Annotated in this window: 17 protein-coding genes; 14 read left to right on the top strand and 3 right to left on the bottom strand. The window is 48.4% G+C overall.

Annotated features, from left to right (window positions below):
• Positions 1–112: 112 nt before the first annotated feature.
• The 6 genes from trpD (at position 113) to nadE (ending at position 5449) form a co-directional block, all read left to right on the top strand.
• Positions 113–1126 (top strand): anthranilate phosphoribosyltransferase, encoded by a 1014-nt coding sequence (trpD, locus tag EAO38_RS00855; RefSeq protein WP_121020360.1) that lies wholly within the window; start codon positions 113–115, stop codon positions 1124–1126.
• On the top strand, positions 1119–2477 hold the full coding sequence (gene trpCF, locus EAO38_RS00850; protein ID WP_121020359.1) for a bifunctional indole-3-glycerol-phosphate synthase TrpC/phosphoribosylanthranilate isomerase TrpF: 1359 nt from the start codon (positions 1119–1121) through the stop codon (positions 2475–2477). Before trpD ends, trpCF begins: the two co-directional genes overlap by 8 nt.
• Positions 2478–3662, top strand: a complete 1185-nt coding sequence (gene trpB, locus EAO38_RS00845; RefSeq protein WP_121020358.1) for a tryptophan synthase subunit beta — start codon at positions 2478–2480, stop codon at positions 3660–3662.
• On the top strand, positions 3647–4177 hold the full coding sequence (locus EAO38_RS00840) for a hypothetical protein (protein WP_121020357.1): 531 nt from the start codon (positions 3647–3649) through the stop codon (positions 4175–4177). The genes trpB and EAO38_RS00840 overlap by 16 nt, the downstream gene beginning before the upstream one ends.
• 93 nt (positions 4178–4270) lie before the next feature.
• On the top strand, positions 4271–4699 hold the full coding sequence (locus EAO38_RS00835) for a hypothetical protein (RefSeq protein ID WP_121020356.1): 429 nt from the start codon (positions 4271–4273) through the stop codon (positions 4697–4699).
• A complete protein-coding gene (gene nadE, locus EAO38_RS00830; RefSeq protein ID WP_121020355.1) occupies positions 4700–5449 on the top strand; it encodes an NAD(+) synthase in 750 nt (249 codons plus the stop codon).
• Here nadE and EAO38_RS00825 read toward each other — a convergent pair.
• Positions 5446–5715 (bottom strand): CiaD-like domain-containing protein, encoded by a 270-nt coding sequence (locus tag EAO38_RS00825; RefSeq protein WP_121020354.1) that lies wholly within the window; start codon positions 5713–5715, stop codon positions 5446–5448. The two genes, nadE and EAO38_RS00825, sit on opposite strands and share 4 nt — an antisense overlap.
• Complete coding sequence (locus EAO38_RS00820; RefSeq protein ID WP_121020353.1) at positions 5706–5996, bottom strand: hypothetical protein; 291 nt, start codon at positions 5994–5996, stop codon at positions 5706–5708. The genes EAO38_RS00825 and EAO38_RS00820 overlap by 10 nt, the downstream gene beginning before the upstream one ends.
• 69 nt (positions 5997–6065) lie before the next feature.
• On the opposite strand from EAO38_RS00820, the gene EAO38_RS00815 reads away from it, so the two are divergent.
• Genes EAO38_RS00815 through ffh form a run of 8 tightly spaced genes read left to right on the top strand, consistent with a single transcriptional unit; the run spans position 6066 to position 16089 of the window.
• The gene (locus EAO38_RS00815; protein ID WP_121020352.1) at positions 6066–7301 is read left to right on the top strand and encodes a cation:proton antiporter domain-containing protein; all 1236 of its coding nucleotides are present in this window, start codon (positions 6066–6068) and stop codon (positions 7299–7301) included.
• A gap of 57 nt (positions 7302–7358) precedes the next feature.
• Entirely contained in the window at positions 7359–9149 is a 1791-nt protein-coding gene (locus tag EAO38_RS00810) for a M3 family oligoendopeptidase (RefSeq protein ID WP_121020351.1), read from the top strand.
• Positions 9146–9616 carry a hypothetical protein gene (locus tag EAO38_RS00805; protein ID WP_235852448.1) on the top strand — a complete coding sequence of 157 codons (471 nt, stop codon included), beginning with the start codon at positions 9146–9148 and terminating at the stop codon, positions 9614–9616. The genes EAO38_RS00810 and EAO38_RS00805 overlap by 4 nt, the downstream gene beginning before the upstream one ends.
• Positions 9613–11112: a DUF5644 domain-containing protein gene (locus EAO38_RS00800; protein ID WP_121020350.1), complete on the top strand. Its 1500-nt coding sequence runs from the start codon at positions 9613–9615 to the stop codon at positions 11110–11112. Before EAO38_RS00805 ends, EAO38_RS00800 begins: the two co-directional genes overlap by 4 nt.
• Positions 11113–11121: 9 nt before the next feature.
• Entirely contained in the window at positions 11122–11439 is a 318-nt protein-coding gene (locus EAO38_RS00795; RefSeq protein ID WP_121020349.1) for a hypothetical protein, read from the top strand.
• Positions 11440–11448: 9 nt separating this feature from the next.
• Complete coding sequence (locus tag EAO38_RS00790; protein ID WP_121020348.1) at positions 11449–12168, top strand: TerB family tellurite resistance protein; 720 nt, start codon at positions 11449–11451, stop codon at positions 12166–12168.
• On the top strand, positions 12168–14759 hold the full coding sequence (locus EAO38_RS00785) for a valine--tRNA ligase (RefSeq protein WP_121020347.1): 2592 nt from the start codon (positions 12168–12170) through the stop codon (positions 14757–14759). Before EAO38_RS00790 ends, EAO38_RS00785 begins: the two co-directional genes overlap by 1 nt.
• Positions 14752–16089: a signal recognition particle protein gene (gene ffh / locus EAO38_RS00780; RefSeq protein WP_121020346.1), complete on the top strand. Its 1338-nt coding sequence runs from the start codon at positions 14752–14754 to the stop codon at positions 16087–16089. Before EAO38_RS00785 ends, ffh begins: the two co-directional genes overlap by 8 nt.
• Here the strand turns inward: ffh and EAO38_RS00775 are convergent.
• Positions 16079–16519, bottom strand: coding sequence for a hypothetical protein (locus EAO38_RS00775; RefSeq protein ID WP_162982643.1), 441 nt, complete (start codon positions 16517–16519; stop codon positions 16079–16081). The genes ffh and EAO38_RS00775 overlap by 11 nt on opposite strands.
• Positions 16520–16547: the final 28 nt, after the last annotated feature.

Here is a 16547-nt window from a genome sequence, read left to right as displayed (position 1 = left end):
ATGAAAGGCGGGGGGTATTCTAACGCGCTTCAGATAAAGGGAAGTTTAACTTGGGATGACGCTTATTTGCTCTCTTGTATTACAATGTTGCATCTAGCAGGAGTTTTTGAGCATGCAATCTGGTTTAAAGGCCGTATTTGAGCGGCTCTATCAAAAAAGAAGTCTCACGGACGCGCAGATCAGGGAACTTTTTAGTGCCATCATACAAGGAGAATTGAGCGCGGTACAATTGAGCGCGGTGTTGATCGCTTTAAAGATGAAACCTGAGAGCGCACGCGAGATCACCAGCGCGGCGCGCTTTTGTTTGCAGTTACAACCCAAGCAACCCGTAACACTATGTTATGATAATTGTGGCACGGGGGGTGATGGGGCCAACACTCTTAATGTCAGCACCATTAGCGCGCTGGTGTGTGCCTCTATGGGGGTACCCATGGCTAAACATGGCAATAAGAGCAGCTCTAGGGCGGGGGGGAGCGCGGATTTGCTCGAGTTTTTGGGTGTGAATATTGGCATGGATTTGAAAAAAGCCCTAGTTTGTTTACAAAAGACCAATTTTACTTTTCTCTTCGCGCCCTTGTTTTACCCTCACTTTGCCCATGCGACTAAGGTGCGCCAAGAGCTCAAAACCCGCACGATCTTTAATCTCATCGGGCCGCTCATCAACCCTTTAGCCCCAAAAGCCCAGCTCTTAGGAGTTTATGATCCTAAGTTATGCTTGCCCATGGCGCGCGCTTTGAGCAAGTTGGGCATAGAGCGCGCGTTGGTGGTGCATGGGGAGGGATTGGATGAGATCGCCTTGCATGGGGAAAGTGTAGTATGCGCCTTACAGGATAAACAAATCCAACAATACCGCTTGAGCCCTAAGGATTTTGGGCTAAATTCTTATCCCCTAGAAGCGTTGTGCAGCGATCACTTAGAGAACAGCGCGCGAATCTGTTTGGACATTTTGCAAGGGCGCGCAACGCAGGCTCATAAAGCCAGCATCGCGATCAATAGCGCGCCCTTGCTCTACTTGGCCGGTAAGGCGGCTAGTTTTAAAGAAGGGGTTGCAATGGTCCTAGCCCATTTAGAAAGCGCGCAGGCGTATCGACATCTACAAAAAATTATCAAGGCCAGCCATGCCTAATTTGCAAGAGATATTGGCGCACAAGCCCCAAGAGATCGCGCTGTTGGAAAAAATGTACAATTTGCCCACGCAGATTTCCTTAAGCCATCGAGATTTTAAACAGGCCCTTTTAGAGCAACGCACCAGTTTTATTTTGGAATGTAAAAAGGCTTCACCCTCTAAAGGTTTGATCCGCGCGGCATTCCACTTAGAAGAAATTGTCAAAGTTTATAATCGATTTGCCACTTGCATTTCCGTACTCACTGATATGGCGTATTTCAAGGGTTCTTACCAATATTTGCATTTTGTCTCTGAGCGCACAGACAAACCAATTTTGTGTAAGGATTTCATCCTCACTCCCTTTCAAGTCAAGTTGGCTAGACACATGGGTGCAGACGCGATTTTGCTCATGTTAAGTGCACTAGAAGATGCGCAATACCACCAACTTGCTACCCTAGCGCACACCCTAAACATGGCCGTGTTGTGCGAAGTGAGCAACACTAAGGAAGTGCAAAGAGCCCTAGAATTGGGCGCGCAAATCATTGGGATCAACAATCGCGATCTACACACTCTCAAGGTGGATCTAAACACCACGAACACCCTGCGCGCTCTCATTCCCGAGGGGCATGTGGTGGTGAGCGAATCTGGCTTTAGCACACATGCCCAAATCAAAGCGCTAGCCCCTAAGGTGCATGGTTTTTTAGTGGGGAGCGCGTTGATGGGCGCGCCTGATTTACACCAAGCGTGTGTACAACTTATTTATGGGGCGCATAAGCTCTGTGGGTTAACCCGCTTAAAGGACGCAAAACGCGCCTACAAAGCCCATTTCCTCTATGGGGGCTTGATCTTTTGCCCCATTTCACCCCGTTATATCACACCCAAAAAAGCCCTTAAATTGGTGCGCAAGGTACGTGGTTTAAAATTTGTGGGTGTCTTTGTAGACGCGCATATTAGCGTGATCATCCATACTGCCCAGCTCTTGGGCTTGAGCGTGGTGCAACTCCATGGAAATTATGACGCGCAACAAATTAGTTTGCTCAAAGCTTGTTTGGATTGCGCCATTTGGCAGGTGCACAGTGTGGACCCAAGCGCGCGTACCCTAGATACGAATGTAGACAATGGCGCGGACTTAATTCTTTATGATAGCAAGGGCGTGCGGGCGGGGGGCAATGGAGTGTGCTTTGCTTGGGAGATTTTAGACACGCAAGCCAAGCCCTTTATGCTAGCTGGGGGGATTGGGGCGCATAATCTTAAAGATGCTTTAAACGTTGGCGCGTTGGGCTTGGATGTCAATTCGGGGGTAGAGGATTCTCCGGGTAAAAAGAGTCGGATCAAAATCTTAGAAATATCCCACATGTTAAGAGAGTATTGAATGTCAGAATCACAGGCATACTTTGGGGAGTTTGGGGGCTGTTTTGTGCCAGAAATCCTTGTCCCCGCACTGCAGGAATTGGGCGAAGCGTTCGAAGAATGTGTAGGCGATCGCGCCTTTCAAGAGAGTTTTAAGACTCTTTTGCGCGATTTTGTGGGGCGTCCTAGCGCGCTCACTCCAGTGAAAAATATTGTGAAAAACCCCAAGGTGAAACTCTATCTAAAGCGCGAGGACCTCATCCATGGCGGGGCACACAAGACCAACCAAGCCCTAGGGCAGGCATTGCTGGCAAAAAATATGGGCAAGAAGCGCATTATCGCCGAGACGGGTGCCGGGCAACACGGGGTGGCCAGCGCAATCGCGTGCGCGCTATTGGGGTTAGAGTGCGTGGTGTATATGGGGGCAAAAGACATGCAACGCCAAGAACAAAATGTGTTTCGCATGCGCTTGATGGGGGCTGAGGTGGTGGGAGTACACAGCGGGTGTGCGACACTCAAAAGCGCGATCAACCAAGCCTTACGCGATTGGGCAAGTTCCTATCCTAACACGCATTATTTATTAGGCACGGCCGCAGGCCCACATCCTTACCCGCGCATGGTCAAACACTTTCAGAGCGTGATCGGCACAGAAACTAGGGCGCAGATTCTAGAAAAGGAGGGCAGATTGCCCGACATGGTGATCGCGTGTGTGGGTGGGGGGTCTAATGCCATTGGCATGTTCTCTGGCTTTTTGCCAGACTTACAGGTACGCCTTATTGGCGTGGAGCCGGGTGGTTTAGGGTTGGAGACTTCTAAGCATGGCGCGGTGTTGTGTCGAGGGAGTGTGGGGATTTTGCATGGAAGCAAAACCTATATTTTGCAAGACGTACAGGGGCAGATTTGTGAAAGTCATAGCTTGAGCGCAGGGCTGGATTATCCAGGCGTAGGACCAGAGCATAGTTATTTGAAGAGCAGCGGGCGGGCGGAGTATGTGGCAATTAGCGATCAAGAAGCTTTGGATGCTTTTGTGTGTCTGTGCCAAGAAGAGGGAATTATCCCGGCTTTGGAGAGCGCGCACGCGCTAGCCTACGCCTTAAAAATCGCCCAAACTTGCACGCAAGAGACTCTAATGGTTGTCAATTTAAGCGGGCGGGGGGATAAGGACCTAGCCAGCGTGCAAGAAGCGATGGCATGCAAAAACTCTTAAAAACAAAGAAACTTGCAGGGGTGTTGCTCATGGGGATGCTGATGTCTGTGCTCCACGCCCTAGATTCAGCTCGAGTTAAAGAATGCTATGAGGTTTTGGGCAAGGACTGCGGGTTATGGACCAAAGGCTTTGATCAGATTCAAAAGATTGTGATTCATCCGGCAAAAATAGAGCTTACTCAAGAGCAAATTAAAGCGGAGCAGGGAAGCGAAGAGATTAAGGGGTGTTTGGCATGGCGCTTTAACCCCAAGAGCTTAAAAGAGTTTTTTAAGAGAAGTGAAACCTATGAGGATAGCTCACCCCGTCATGACTATGACTATTTCCCTTGCCACATCACGGGGAGTTTTATGCTAGAGGGGCAAAAATACACCTTTGAGATTAATGGGGGCGGGTATTTTGAGATTCACGATTCCAAGCGCAAGACTTATTACTTGGGTTGTAACCTTGAGCGGTATAATGACTCTGGGGACATTGTTTCTAATCCCAAATGCGCTAAATTTTTGCCGGATTTTTAAATGCATGCTATTAAGATATTCATCTGTGGTATTTTGGCAGGCTCTTTTACACACGCCCTAGATTCAGCTCGAGTTAAAGAATGTTATCACGTTTTGGGGGAGGACTGCGGGCTATGGACAAAGAGTTTTGATCAAATTCAAAAGATTGTGATTCATCCGGTGAAAGTAGGACACAACGAGCAAGACAGAAAAGAAATCATCGCTAGAGAGGGAGAAGAATTTGCCAAGCGGTGTTTGGCATGGCACTTTAGCCCCAAGAGCTTAAAAAAGTTTTTTAAGAGAAGTGAAACCTATGAGAGCTCACCCTATATAGACTACGAGCAATTCCCCTGCTACATCACGGGGAGTTTTGTCTTAGAGGGGCAGAAATACACCTTTGACATTGATGCGGGCGGGAGTTTTACCATCCAAGATCGCAAGGGCAAGGTTTATTACTTGGGTTGTAGTCCCCTATTGTATGGTGCAGCCTCTGGAGATGCCACCCCCAATCCCAGATGCGCTAAATTTTTGCCGGAGTTTTAGATGAAAAACACCCTAGATCAACTCCTTTTGTTTTTACAAACCCAAAGCGCACAAAGGGGCTTTAAGCGCTTTTTAGTGGGGATGAGCGGGGGGGTGGATAGCGCGCTAGTGGGGGTGTTGTGCCAAAAAGTCCTGCCCACGCACGCCCTTTTAATGCCCGCAAGCCACCCCTCTAGCGCGCTACAAGATGCGATCGCGCTGTGTAAGCATTTTAATATCCCCTATACACAACGCCCCATTGCGCCTTATGAAGCGTTATTTAAAGCCAATAACCCTAACGCGAGTTTAGGACGGCTGGGCAATTTCTGCGCGCGCATGCGCATGAACTTGCTCTATGATTTTTCTATGGAGATTGAGGCGTTAGTGGTGGGTACAAGCAATAAGAGTGAGATCATGCTAGGCTATGGCACGCTTTTTGGGGATTTGGCATGGCTAATTAACCCCATTGCCCACCTGTTTAAAAGCCAGGTTTACACCCTAGCCCGTGCCCTAGAAATCCCTGCAAATATTTTAAACAAACCCCCCAGCGCGGATCTCTATAGCGGGCAGAGCGATGAACTAGATTTAGGCTTTAGCTACGCGCTCATTGACCCCCTCTTAGCAGAGATCAGCGCGCGTTGGGATCGCCCTACACACATCGAGCCTAGAGTGCTGTGCGATCTAGGGTATGCGCCCGATTTGGTGGCAAGCATTGTCTCAAGGGTGCAAAAAAACGCCTTTAAAAGCCAGCCTCCTAGCTATTTTTCTTAGTCTTGCTGGTAGGTTTTGAGGCGTTCTTGTACTACGTAAAGTTGGTACTGCAAATAATTGAGTACCAAGTCTAATTTAGTGGGCAAATCTTTAATTTGGTGCGCTCTAAGCCCTTCAAATAAGAGGAGGGTTTTTTGTTCCAAATCCCTTAGAAAAGCCTGTTCCTCTTGGGATACACGCGCAGGAAGAGGCTTAGGGCTGGGTGTTGCGGGCTCTTTTTGACCGATTTCATCCAGAGTTTGAGAGACAATACTTCTTAGTTCCATTGCATTAACCATTGTTCGATAGCGCGCAATTGCGCGGGTTGTTCGGCTTGGATAAATAATTTTTGCATTTTTTGCATCTCAAAGCGTTGCAAGGGCGCGTATTGCTGGAGTTGCGCGCGCGGGGTACAGGGGGTAGTTGGGGTTTGAGTCAAACGCTTGCAACCCTGCAAAGCCTCTTTATTTCGAGGGTCTTTTTCTAGGACATTCTTATAAATCTCCAACGCTTGGGATTTTAACCCCTGTAGCTCATAAACACTAGCCAAAGCGATTGTCTTTTCCACACATACTCTCCCTATTTGTCGGTTTATTATATAATGCGAGTTTTTAAGCATTGCTTTAATGGATAACCTATGGAAATACACCCCCTATATGTAATTGTTGCGAGCTTGGGTTTGAGTGTGGTCAGTGGTCTCTTGCTCAAGCGCATAGACATGCCCATCATCATTGGCTATATCCTCACAGGGCTCATTATTGTGGCGATTTTTCATATTGAGGATTTTGAATCTCTCTCTGAAATTGCGGATTTTGGAATTGTCTTTTTAATGTTCATGATTGGGCTGGAGTTCAATTTTGACAAACTCAAGACCATGAAGCAGGAAGTGCTGGTGTTTGGGGGGTTGCAGGTGGTGGTTACTTCTCTCATATTCATGGTTTTTGGGTACTATGTGATGGGTTCTTCATGGGGCTTTTCGCTGGTGGTGAGCATGGGTTTTTCTCTCTCCTCAACTGCCATCGTGCTCAAATTCTTTGAAGAGAGCAAGCAGCTCAACACCCCAGTGGGCAAGATCGTGGTGGGGATTTTGATCTTTCAAGACATCGCTGCCATCCCCATGCTCTTGATCTTGATGCTCATGGGGGATGCGCACGCAAACTTTGTCAAGCTTTTGATCAAAACGGCGATCTCTGCGGGGATCATTCTCTCTATCCTGCTATTACCCGGCAAACAAGCCGCCACTAAAATACTCAGTTTGGCTGCTGAGAGTCGCCTGCCTGAGTTATTCATGGCAACAATCTTGCTCATTGTTTTTGGCGCGGCGAGTTTGAGCCACTTTTTTGGCTTTTCAATGTCGCTAGGGGCGTTTGTAGCGGGCATGGCGATTTCTAAGTCGCGTTACCGCGTCAAAGTGCAGGACGAATTTGCCCCCTTAAAAAATATCTTTTTGGGGCTGTTCTTTGTTACCGTGGGGATGCAAATTAATCTGAAATTCTTGTTTGAAAATTTCTTTGCCGTGGTGCTCTTGCTCAGTATCGCGATGGTGCTCAAGATTGCAATCTTGTACTTTCTCTTGCGCTTCTTTAGGGACACCAAGAGTTCTATCAAAACAGCCCTATCTCTAGCCCAGATTGGAGAATTTGCATTGGTAGTTTTCTTAACAGCTAGCAAGCAAGATGTCCTAACTTTGCAAAAACACCAAGGACTGCTAGCTTTCTTGCACAAGAAAGGCATTATCCATGTCCTCCCCCAAGATATCCAGCAATTCTTGGTTCTTATGATCATCTTCTCTATGCTTGCCACGCCCTTTATGCTCAAATACTTAGATTCCCTAGCCAATTTCATTTTTCATAAGGAAGCTTCTAAAAATTAGCCCAAGTATGGCAAATCATGTTAGAATAGCTCTAAACCACCCAAAAAAGGAATGCCGATGAGTCCAACCAAGACAAGTAAGAAACCTTCCACACAAGACCCCAAAACTCCAAGCACTCTAGAGCACCGCTGGGATTTAGGCGCGCTGTTTAAAGACTTGGACGATTTAGACAAGCACATCGCTAGTTTAGACAAGAGAGTTAGAGCTTATGAGAAGAAATACGCCAGTGCTTTCAGCCAGCTGGAAGCGGGCGGTTTTAAAAAAGCGATGGAGGATTATGAGGAACTGAGCGAGGGCATTTCTAGGGCGATGGCCTATGTGTCTTTGGTCTTTGCAAGCGACACGGATAAAAGCGATTTGTATTCCAAATACGAGATGTTGTGCAACGACATCGCACAACATCTCCTATTCGTGGACAATGAATTCTGTGCTTTGGATAGCGCTAAACAAGAAGAGTTGATCCAAGCCACTCCCAAGTACGCTTACACTTTGCGCCTGCTCTTGAAAGAAAAGTCTCATATTTTGAGCCTACCTGAAGAAAAGATTTTGCTAGCCACTTCTAGCGTGGGCGTGGACGCGTTTTCTAATCTTTTTGACAAGGCGTTGACTGCGTTGAAAATCCCCTTCCAAGACAAGATCATCAGCGAGGAGGAAATTCTTTCAGAGTTGCACAACCCAGATCGCAAATTGCGCAAAAAAGCCCAAAAAGCTTTGACCAAGGCTCTTAAGAAAAATGAGTTGGTGCTCACTTATGTGCTCAATATGGTGCGCAAAGGTCTGCACATCGCCAATAAATTGCGCCACTATGAAAGTCCGGAGAGTTTCCGCCACCTTTCTAACCAAATCTCTCAAGTGAGCGTGGATAGCATGCTAGAGATTGTCAATGACAACCAAGCTTTAGTGCAACGCTACTACAAAATCAAATCCAAAATTTTAGGCCATAAACTCAAAGACTACGATCGCTACGCCCCTCTAGACACCAAAGAAAGCCCTGTAACCTACCAAGAAGCTCTTGATCAAGTGCTCAAGGCTTATAAGAACTTTTCACCTAAATTTGCCGCCATTGTGGAAAATGCTCTCGCGCATGGCTGGGTGGATTCGCACCCTAGGAGCGGCAAGCAGGGCGGGGCATTTAGCGCTAGCACCGTGCCCAGCGCGCACCCCTTCGTGTTGCTCAACTTCACCAACAACCGCCGCTCTGTCTTCACAATTGCGCATGAATTTGGGCACATGATTCATCAAGAATTGAGTAAAGAGGTGGGCTATTTCAACACCAACACCCCTCTAACCACTTCTGAAACTGCCTCCGTCTTTGGAGAGATGCTATTATTTGAAAGCCTGAAGCAGAATCTAGACAAGAAGGAGCTCAAGGACATTTACGCGGGCAAACTAGAGGACATGTTTTCAACCATGTTTAGGCAGGTTGTGATGACCAATTTTGAGCGCCGCATCCACGCCACGCAAGAGGAGCTCAAGGCGCAGGATTTTGACACCATTTGGCAGGAAGAAAACGCCAAGATGTTTGGTAAGAGTGTGAAGCTCACCAAGAATTACGCGCGCTGGTGGAGCTATATCCCCCATTTCATCCACTCCCCCTTTTATTGTTACGCCTATAGCTATGGGCAATTGCTGGTGTTGGCGTTGTTTGGGCTCTACCGCCAGCAAAACACCCCAGCCGAGCGCAAGGCATTTGTAGAGACCTACACGAATTTTTTGAGCAAGGGGGGTAGCCAAAGCCCTGAAGAGCTGGTGGGCATGTTTGGGCTAGACATTCAAGACAAAGAGTTTTGGAGAATTGGCATGGGCGAGGTGGAAAAAATGTTATCTGAATTTGAGGCGTTGCTTTGAGAGACTTGAGCGGTCGCTACAATGCCATGGCTAACCAGCATTGCTTGGATCATCTCTATTTCCTGCACGGCCACCGCGTGAACTTCAGCGTGTTTTGCGATCTCTCTAAGGTACGCTTTGAACCCCTTTTGCCCCCCGATTTGTTCGAGAGTTTTGGAAATTTCGTGCTCTTTGTGCTGGCCGGGTACACCTTTGAGAGTTTGAAAATTCGGCGTTTGCGCCAAGAAATTAGCTTTGAAGCGGGCTTGGGGGACAATATTGAAACCACGGTGAGCATTGCCCTAGAAGGCATTGTACAGATCATCGTAAAAGATAAAAACGACTCCAATGTGGTGCTCTTCAACCGCTCGGACGCGACAAGCATTTTTGGCGATGATGGACAAGCGCAAATCCAAGATTCTAAGGATGCCTTTCTAGCTGATCCTAGAAATCAAAAAGCCCTACGCGCCTTACAAGGTAAAGAATGAGTGTTTTAAAGCTGCAGATCAAGGTTTTTAGATTTGATGCGCGCAAGGATTATAATCCTTCCTACCAGCTAGCCCAAGTGGAATACGCCCTAGATTGGCATCTAAGCGATGTGCTGGCACATATCCCTTTGCAAGATTTTAGCTACGATCGCATGCACTTGGGCGTGCGCCTTAACCAAGTGGCGGTTTTTGAAGACGCTAGAGTGCTAGACTTGATCGCACAATTTGGCAAGGAGTGGGTGCTCGAGCCCTTGAGCTTGAAATACGCCCGCCATGACTTGTGTATGGACGAGGAGGCGATCTTGAAAGATTACCAACGCTTTTTACACAGCGCGCCCTTTCTCACCCAAGAAGAACGCCATGAATTAGCCAGATACACCAATATTAATTTTGTCCAACCTAGCTACCATGAGGGCTATTATGGCGATGGTTTCTTTTTGTATGTCAAGTGGTTGATGGGGCGTTACCCCCACCGCTCTAAAGACCTCTTGCAAAGCATTGCTGATAGCAAATACGGCGTGATGAACTTTGTCAGCCCCAAACCCTACCTCTACCCGCCCAGCGATCGCATTGAGCAAGAAATTTATGACTTGCAAAAATGGCTCATTCAGGCTTCTAATTGCCCCATTGCCAACAATATATGGGCGCATATTGGCAAAAATTTAGAGAGCAAGTATCAACTCAAAACCCCTCAAACCTCTCAAGTTCAAGGGGATTTTTTGCTCTTCAACGGCTATGAAAAAACCTACAATAGCGCGCCCCTATTGCAGAGCGCTAAGGCGTTGTTAGCGCGCTTGAATTTGCGTGTGTTGGAGGCAGAATGTTGTTTTGATGGGGGGTATTGGGGGCGTTTGGGAGATTTGGAGAAATTTTTAAGCGCGAACGCCTACAACATGGCTTTGGCGCAAAAAATGGGCGTGCCCTTGCTCTTATGCGATCAAGATGCCTATGCCAACGCGCTCTATGCTCAAGAGCTCTTGACAGAGGAGACGCTCAGAGAAAAGGTCAACCAACACCTAGCCCCCTATCATTTAGAGTACCAGCAAGCCTCCTTAGTCTATTTAAACGCCTATTTGTTGGAGAATATCCCCACGCTCAGTAGTGTTTTTACGGGTTTTTCTAGCGTGCTCTTTGCTTGTGAAGATTGCAATTACCACGCGCTCTTCCAATCTTTGGGCTTGGCTTGCCACACTCCTTTATTTGCCAAACAAAGTATCACCCACCTATTAGACACCAACGCTCCCCTAGCCCTAGAGCGCTTTGGTGCGTTGCGCTATGAAGCCATTGACTTGGGTGCGGACTTTTTGCTCACCACTTCAGTCAGCCAGTTCCACATGCTAGACACCATGGCCAAAAGGGCTTCTAAGGCGTATAGCCGGGATCACGACAACACCAGCGTGCTCTATCTGCCCCAATTAACTTTGCTGGGTATGGGTGAAGACAATGCACAAGTTTTAGGCTTGCATGAGCACCAACAACCCTTTAATTTTTTATAAGGGGGCGCGTTGCAATTAGGGCTCAAGATTCTCTTTGCAATGGCTCTTGGTATGGGCTGGTATGGCATCAATGGTGAAGAATCCGCAGAGCTTTCCTTGCTCATCTTTGTTTTTGTGTTAGTGCTCTTGTTGCTCAAGCCTATCACCTTCCAATCCCCAGAAAAGCGCGAGGATTATATCCAGCAATTGCAACGCAATTACGAGCGCAAGCGCGAACTCAAGAACAAAGAGCGTGCCGAGAAAAAGCGCATTTCGCAAGCGGCGACCGAGCGCGATTATAAAGAACAACGCGAAAAACACAAACGACCAGATCATAAATTCTTTTAAAGTGAAGCGATGATAGAAGTGATTTTAGTAGTGGCAGTGGCGGTGATTTTGCTCTACTTGTACTACACCTTGCAAGAGTATCTAAAAAACCCTCTACACGCCCCCACGCCCAATGCAGAACCTATAGAGACCTTGGATCTCTACCCCCTACCCAACCCTGAAGAGAGCTTAAAAGAGAGCGAATCGGGGGTGGTAACACTCTTGCTAGGGCGTGCCACAGCCAACATGCCCAGTAGCCCTCTTAAAGAAGCCTTGATCGCCCTGTTTTTAACGGATTTAAGCCAAAATAGCGGGATCGCTTTGGAGAAATTACAAGAGTTCTACAACACCCCTAATAAACCCGATCTAGAAAACCTATGTATGCAATTCTTAGAGGCCGCGCATGGGGAGTATAAGAAACGCTTGAAATTAGTAGAATTTCTCTTTGTGCTCGCCTACGCCCAGGGCTCTTTAGAAGCCCAAAGCAAAGAAATGTTATTGGACGTGGGCGCGTTTTTGCGCTTGGAGAACGCCGATTTTAACGCGCTCTATGAGGGCTTTGAATCGCTAGGCGCGCACAAGCCCTACCATGTGATCCTAGCCAAAATGCCTAATTCGTCTGCCTTTCAAGCGCAGGTCGCCCAACATTATCTCAATTTTTTAGACGCTAAGAGTTGGCATAAAAGCTATCTGCCCCATCGCCTCAGCGTGTTGTGGCAACTCCAAGAGATTTACCAACAAGGATCCTAATGGACTTCCCTCCCTTTGATCTGCGCTTAGAGAAGCGTTATTACCAGTTGTGTAAAGAGCGGGGTTATTTTGAAGTGGGCGCACAGGGGCAACCCTTTGTACTGATGATGCCCCCGCCCAATATCACCGGGCGTTTGCACATCGGGCATGCCCTCACCTTGAGTTTACAAGACATCTTAGCGCGTTATAAGCGCATGGATGGCTATCGCGTACTCTACCAACCCGGATTAGATCACGCCGGGATCGCCACCCAAAATGTCGTAGAAAAACAGCTCTTGGCTCAGGGTGTACACAAAGAGCAGATCGGGCGTGAGGCGTTTGTGCAAAAGGTTTGGGAGTGGAAGCAAGCTTGCGCGCACCAAATCAGCGCGCAAATGCAAGAGTTAGGCTTGAGTTGTGCATGGAGTCGCTTGCGCTTCACCATGGACACGGGCTTGCAGAGGGCTGTACGCGCGGCGTTTAAAGAATGGTATGAACGCGGCTTGATTGTACAGGATTTCTACATGGTCAACTGGTGTACTAAAGATGGCGCGCTAGCGGATATTGAAGTAGAATACGCCCAAGAAGAGGGCAAACTCTATTATCTGCGCTATGGCTTAGAGCGGGGTGGGGTGGTGGTGGTGGCGACCACGCGCCCAGAAACCTTTTTTGGAGATGTCGCCTTGATGGTGCATCCAGAAGATTCGCGCTACCAGCACCTCATCGGGCAGCATGCAATTTTGCCCTTGAGCGGGCGTTCTATCCCCATTATTGGCGATGCCTATGTGGATCCTAACTTTGGGACAGGCTGTGTTAAAGTAACCCCCGCACATGATTTTAATGACTATGAAGTGGGCAAACGCCACCATTTAGAACCCTTGGTGATCTTTGATACCCATGGCATTTTGAACACGCATGCGCTAGAGTTTGCCGGGCAAGAACGCCTAAAAGCGCGCCCAGCCATTGTAGAGGCGTTGCAGGCGCAAGGCTTTATAGAAAAAATTGAAGCGCACACCCACCAAGTGGGCAAGTGTTATCGTTGCAACAACACCATCGAACCCTATATCTCTAAACAATGGTTTGTCAAAAAAGAGGTGGCGCAGGGCGCGATTGAGAAAGTCAAGGCGGGTTTAGCGCAGTTTTTCCCCTCCACTTGGCGCAATAATTACAACGCGTGGATGGAGCAGTTGCGCGATTGGTGTATTAGCCGCCAACTTTGGTGGGGGCATCGCATCCCCGTTTTTACTTGCGCTAACCACCATCAATTTGTCAGCATTGACGATCCCACCCACTGCCCCCAATGTGGCAATTTGCACTTGAGCCAAGACCCCGATGTGCTAGACACTTGGTTTAGCTCGGCGTTGTGGCCCTTTAGCACTCTGGGTTGGGGGCAAGAGGGCATGCCCGAAGAACTCTTTAGCGCGCGCGATTTGCAAGATTTTTACCCTAATAGCGTGTTGGTTACCGGGTTTGACATCTTGTTTTTCTGGGTGGCGCGCATGCTCTTAGCCGGGGAGAGCTTGTTGGGGGCTTTGCCCTTTAGAGATATTTATCTGCACGCCTTAGTGCGCGATGAAAAGGGTGAGAAGATGAGCAAGAGTAAGGGAAATGTGCTCGACCCCCTAGAGATCATCGCTAAAGATGGGGTGGATAGTTTGCGCTTTGCCTTAGCCATGCTCAGTGTGCAGGGGCGCGATCTGCTCCTTTCTAAAGAAAGCATTGAGCAAGCGCGCCACTTCACCCACAAACTCTACAACGCCACGCTCCTACTCTCCAAGCGCGCCCAAGAATTGGGCACACAAGCCGGGGAGAGCATGTTAGGGGCTTATGCGCGCTCTAGATTACATGCCACCACCAAAGAAGTGCGCCAAGCCCTAGAAAGTTATCGTTTCAACGATGCAGCCCGCCTGCTGTATCGCTTTTTATGGGGGGAGTTCTGCGATTGGATGTTAGAGTTTCTCAAAGCAGATCAGCAAAGCGCTACCATCCACGCGCTTATGGCTGTCTTTAAGGACGCGCTCAAGCTCCTACACCCTTTCATGCCCTTTGTGAGCGAATACCTTTACCACCACCTAGAGGGCACTTCTTTAGAAAACGCCCCCTCCATCATGCTAGCCCCCTATCCTAAGAATACAGAACGCGATTTGGAGTTAGAAAAGGTGTTTGAAGCCATCAAAGAGGGCTGCACGGCTTTTAGGCGTTTGAAAGTCTTGTTGGGCATCGCGCGCCTGCCAAAGGGCTTTATACAAAGCCCGCTCTCTTTAGACTCGCAAGCCCTGGGCTTCATCGCCAAACTCACTAAGATCGATTGTGTGGCGATGGTGCAAAACAAACCCCAGGGGGCTCTGAGCGATGTGGGGCAATGGGTGAGCGTGCATGTGAGCTTAAAGGGAGTGGATGTGCGCGCGTTGCAAGAGCGCCTCAAAGCGCAATTGGGCAAGTTAGAGAAAGAAAAAGCCAAACTCAATTTGGACAACCCACAATTTTTAGCCAAAGCCCCTCAGGTGTTGCTAGAGAATTTGCGCGCGCGCGCCCAAGAGATCGCCCAAAAAGAATCCCAAATACAAAACGAGCTCACACTTTTAGAGAGCGCAAAGGATGATCATGTTTGAAGCGTTAAGCGAATCGTTTAAAAATGCCCTCAATAAAATCCGTTTTCAAGACGATCAACAGGCACTAGAAAAAGCCCTAGACGCACTGAAAAAATCGCTCTTACGCAACGATGTACACCACAAGGTCGTTAAAGAACTCATCGCCCAGATCAAAGAGAAAACTCTAAACAAGGGCATTGGCAAACAGCAATTTTTAGACTCCCTGCAAGAGGGTTTGCTAGAAATTTTGAGCGTGCCTGGGAGTGGTAGCGGGTTTGTCTATGCTTCTAAACCCCCTACGATCGTGCTGATGTGTGGCTTGCAAGGGGGGGGTAAAACCACCACCTGTGGCAAGCTCGCCCACTATCTCAAGACCCGCCAAAAGAAGGTCTTGTTAGTGGCATGCGATTTAGAACGCCTAGCCGCTGTGGAGCAATTACAGGTGTTGGGCGCGCAGGTGGAGGTAGAAGTGTTTCACCAAGAGGGGGGGGTGTTGCATATTGCTAAGGGGGCCTTAGCGCGTGCGCTAGAGGGGCAATTTGATGTGATGATTGTAGATAGCGCGGGGCGTTTAGCCATTGATAAGCCCTTGATGGAGGAACTCAAAGCCTTAAAAGAATTACTCCAGCCCCATGAGGTCTTCTATGTCGCAGATGCGCTCAGTGGGCAGGATGGAGTGCGATCTGCAAGCACTTTTCACGAGCAGATAGGCATTAGCGGGGTGATTTTGAGCAAATTTGATAGCGATAGCAAGGGTGGGGTCGCTTTAGGCATCGCCTACCAGCTCAAACTCCCCTTGCGCTTCATCGGGCATGGGGAGAAAATCCCGGATTTAGATGTCTTTGTGCCCGAGCGCATCACCAATAGATTGATGGGAGCGGGGGATATTATCACTTTAGCGGAGAAAACCGCGAGTGTACTAGACCCCAAAGAAGCTAAGGACTTGTCTAAAAAGCTCAAAAAGGGGCAGTTTACCTTAAATGACTTTGTCGCACAGGTGGAGAAAATCAAGAAATTAGGCTCGCTCAGCGCGCTTGTTTCTATGATCCCGGGGCTGGGCAATGTGGCGAGCGCGCTCAAAGGGACAGATTTAGAAAACTCCACCGAGCTTAAGAAGATTAAAGCCATGCTTTCTTCTATGACCGCCAAAGAGCGCCAAGACCCCCATTTGCTCAATGGCAGCCGTAAAAAGCGCATCGCACAGGGGGCGGGCTTGGAAGTGGCTGAGATCAACCGCATTTTAAAGCGTTTTGAACAAGCCGCCCAATTGGCCAAAAAACTCAGCGCCAAGGGCGGGGTTTCTAACTTGCTACAGATGTTGCAACAACAAGGGCCTAAGTCTAGTTGGTGAGGGTATCCAAGTGTTTTTCCAACACCACCATAGTTTGGAGCTGGGAGAGAATTTGATTCATCAAGGGCATGAATTTTTGCAAGGGCGTGCTACCTGCCATGTCTGCAGCGATGCTCCTATAGCCCTGTAACACCCCCGCTAGGTAGTCAAATAGCGCATCGTTGTGTGCGTAATAATCTTGCAAGACCCTAAATAACACTGCGTTTTCTTTGAAAATCTCCACCACTTGCGCGCTGGTATTGGGGTCTAACTTTGCCCTATGGGCGCGGATGTCCAAGACAAGGTTACCAAGCCGATCGTTCAAAATGGCGATATTGCGGTGCATGTCCGCTTGGTGAATCGCCATTTTGTGAATCGTGTCCTTAATTTCTTGTAAAGAAGCCCCCATGCCCCATGAGCCCAACAACAGAACAAGGAACAGAGCGCGCATGGCATGCCTTTTTGGCGCATTATACACC

Origin of the sequence: Helicobacter vulpis, from assembly GCF_003660395.1 — a bacterium.
Lineage (GTDB): Bacteria > Campylobacterota > Campylobacteria > Campylobacterales > Helicobacteraceae > Helicobacter > Helicobacter vulpis.
The sequence above is the reverse complement of the archived record's forward strand: the minus strand, read 5'-3'. Positions and strand labels throughout refer to the sequence as shown.

Excerpts from the sequence above, each read along its gene's own strand:
- trpD (WP_121020360.1), top strand. The coding sequence starts at position 113 with ATGCAATCTGGTTTAAAGGCCGTATTTGAGCGGCTCTATCAAAAAAGA.
- trpCF (WP_121020359.1), top strand. The coding sequence starts at position 1,119 with ATGCCTAATTTGCAAGAGATATTGGCGCACAAGCCCCAAGAGATCGCG.
- trpB (WP_121020358.1), top strand. The coding sequence starts at position 2,478 with ATGTCAGAATCACAGGCATACTTTGGGGAGTTTGGGGGCTGTTTTGTG.
- EAO38_RS00840 (WP_121020357.1), top strand. The coding sequence starts at position 3,647 with ATGCAAAAACTCTTAAAAACAAAGAAACTTGCAGGGGTGTTGCTCATG.
- nadE (WP_121020355.1), top strand. The coding sequence starts at position 4,700 with ATGAAAAACACCCTAGATCAACTCCTTTTGTTTTTACAAACCCAAAGC.
- EAO38_RS00825 (WP_121020354.1), bottom strand. The coding sequence starts at position 5,715 with ATGGAACTAAGAAGTATTGTCTCTCAAACTCTGGATGAAATCGGTCAA.
- EAO38_RS00815 (WP_121020352.1), top strand. The coding sequence starts at position 6,066 with ATGGAAATACACCCCCTATATGTAATTGTTGCGAGCTTGGGTTTGAGT.
- EAO38_RS00810 (WP_121020351.1), top strand. The coding sequence starts at position 7,359 with ATGAGTCCAACCAAGACAAGTAAGAAACCTTCCACACAAGACCCCAAA.
- EAO38_RS00800 (WP_121020350.1), top strand. The coding sequence starts at position 9,613 with ATGAGTGTTTTAAAGCTGCAGATCAAGGTTTTTAGATTTGATGCGCGC.
- EAO38_RS00790 (WP_121020348.1), top strand. The coding sequence starts at position 11,449 with ATGATAGAAGTGATTTTAGTAGTGGCAGTGGCGGTGATTTTGCTCTAC.
- EAO38_RS00785 (WP_121020347.1), top strand. The coding sequence starts at position 12,168 with ATGGACTTCCCTCCCTTTGATCTGCGCTTAGAGAAGCGTTATTACCAG.
- ffh (WP_121020346.1), top strand. The coding sequence starts at position 14,752 with ATGTTTGAAGCGTTAAGCGAATCGTTTAAAAATGCCCTCAATAAAATC.
- EAO38_RS00775 (WP_162982643.1), bottom strand. The coding sequence starts at position 16,519 with ATGCGCGCTCTGTTCCTTGTTCTGTTGTTGGGCTCATGGGGCATGGGG.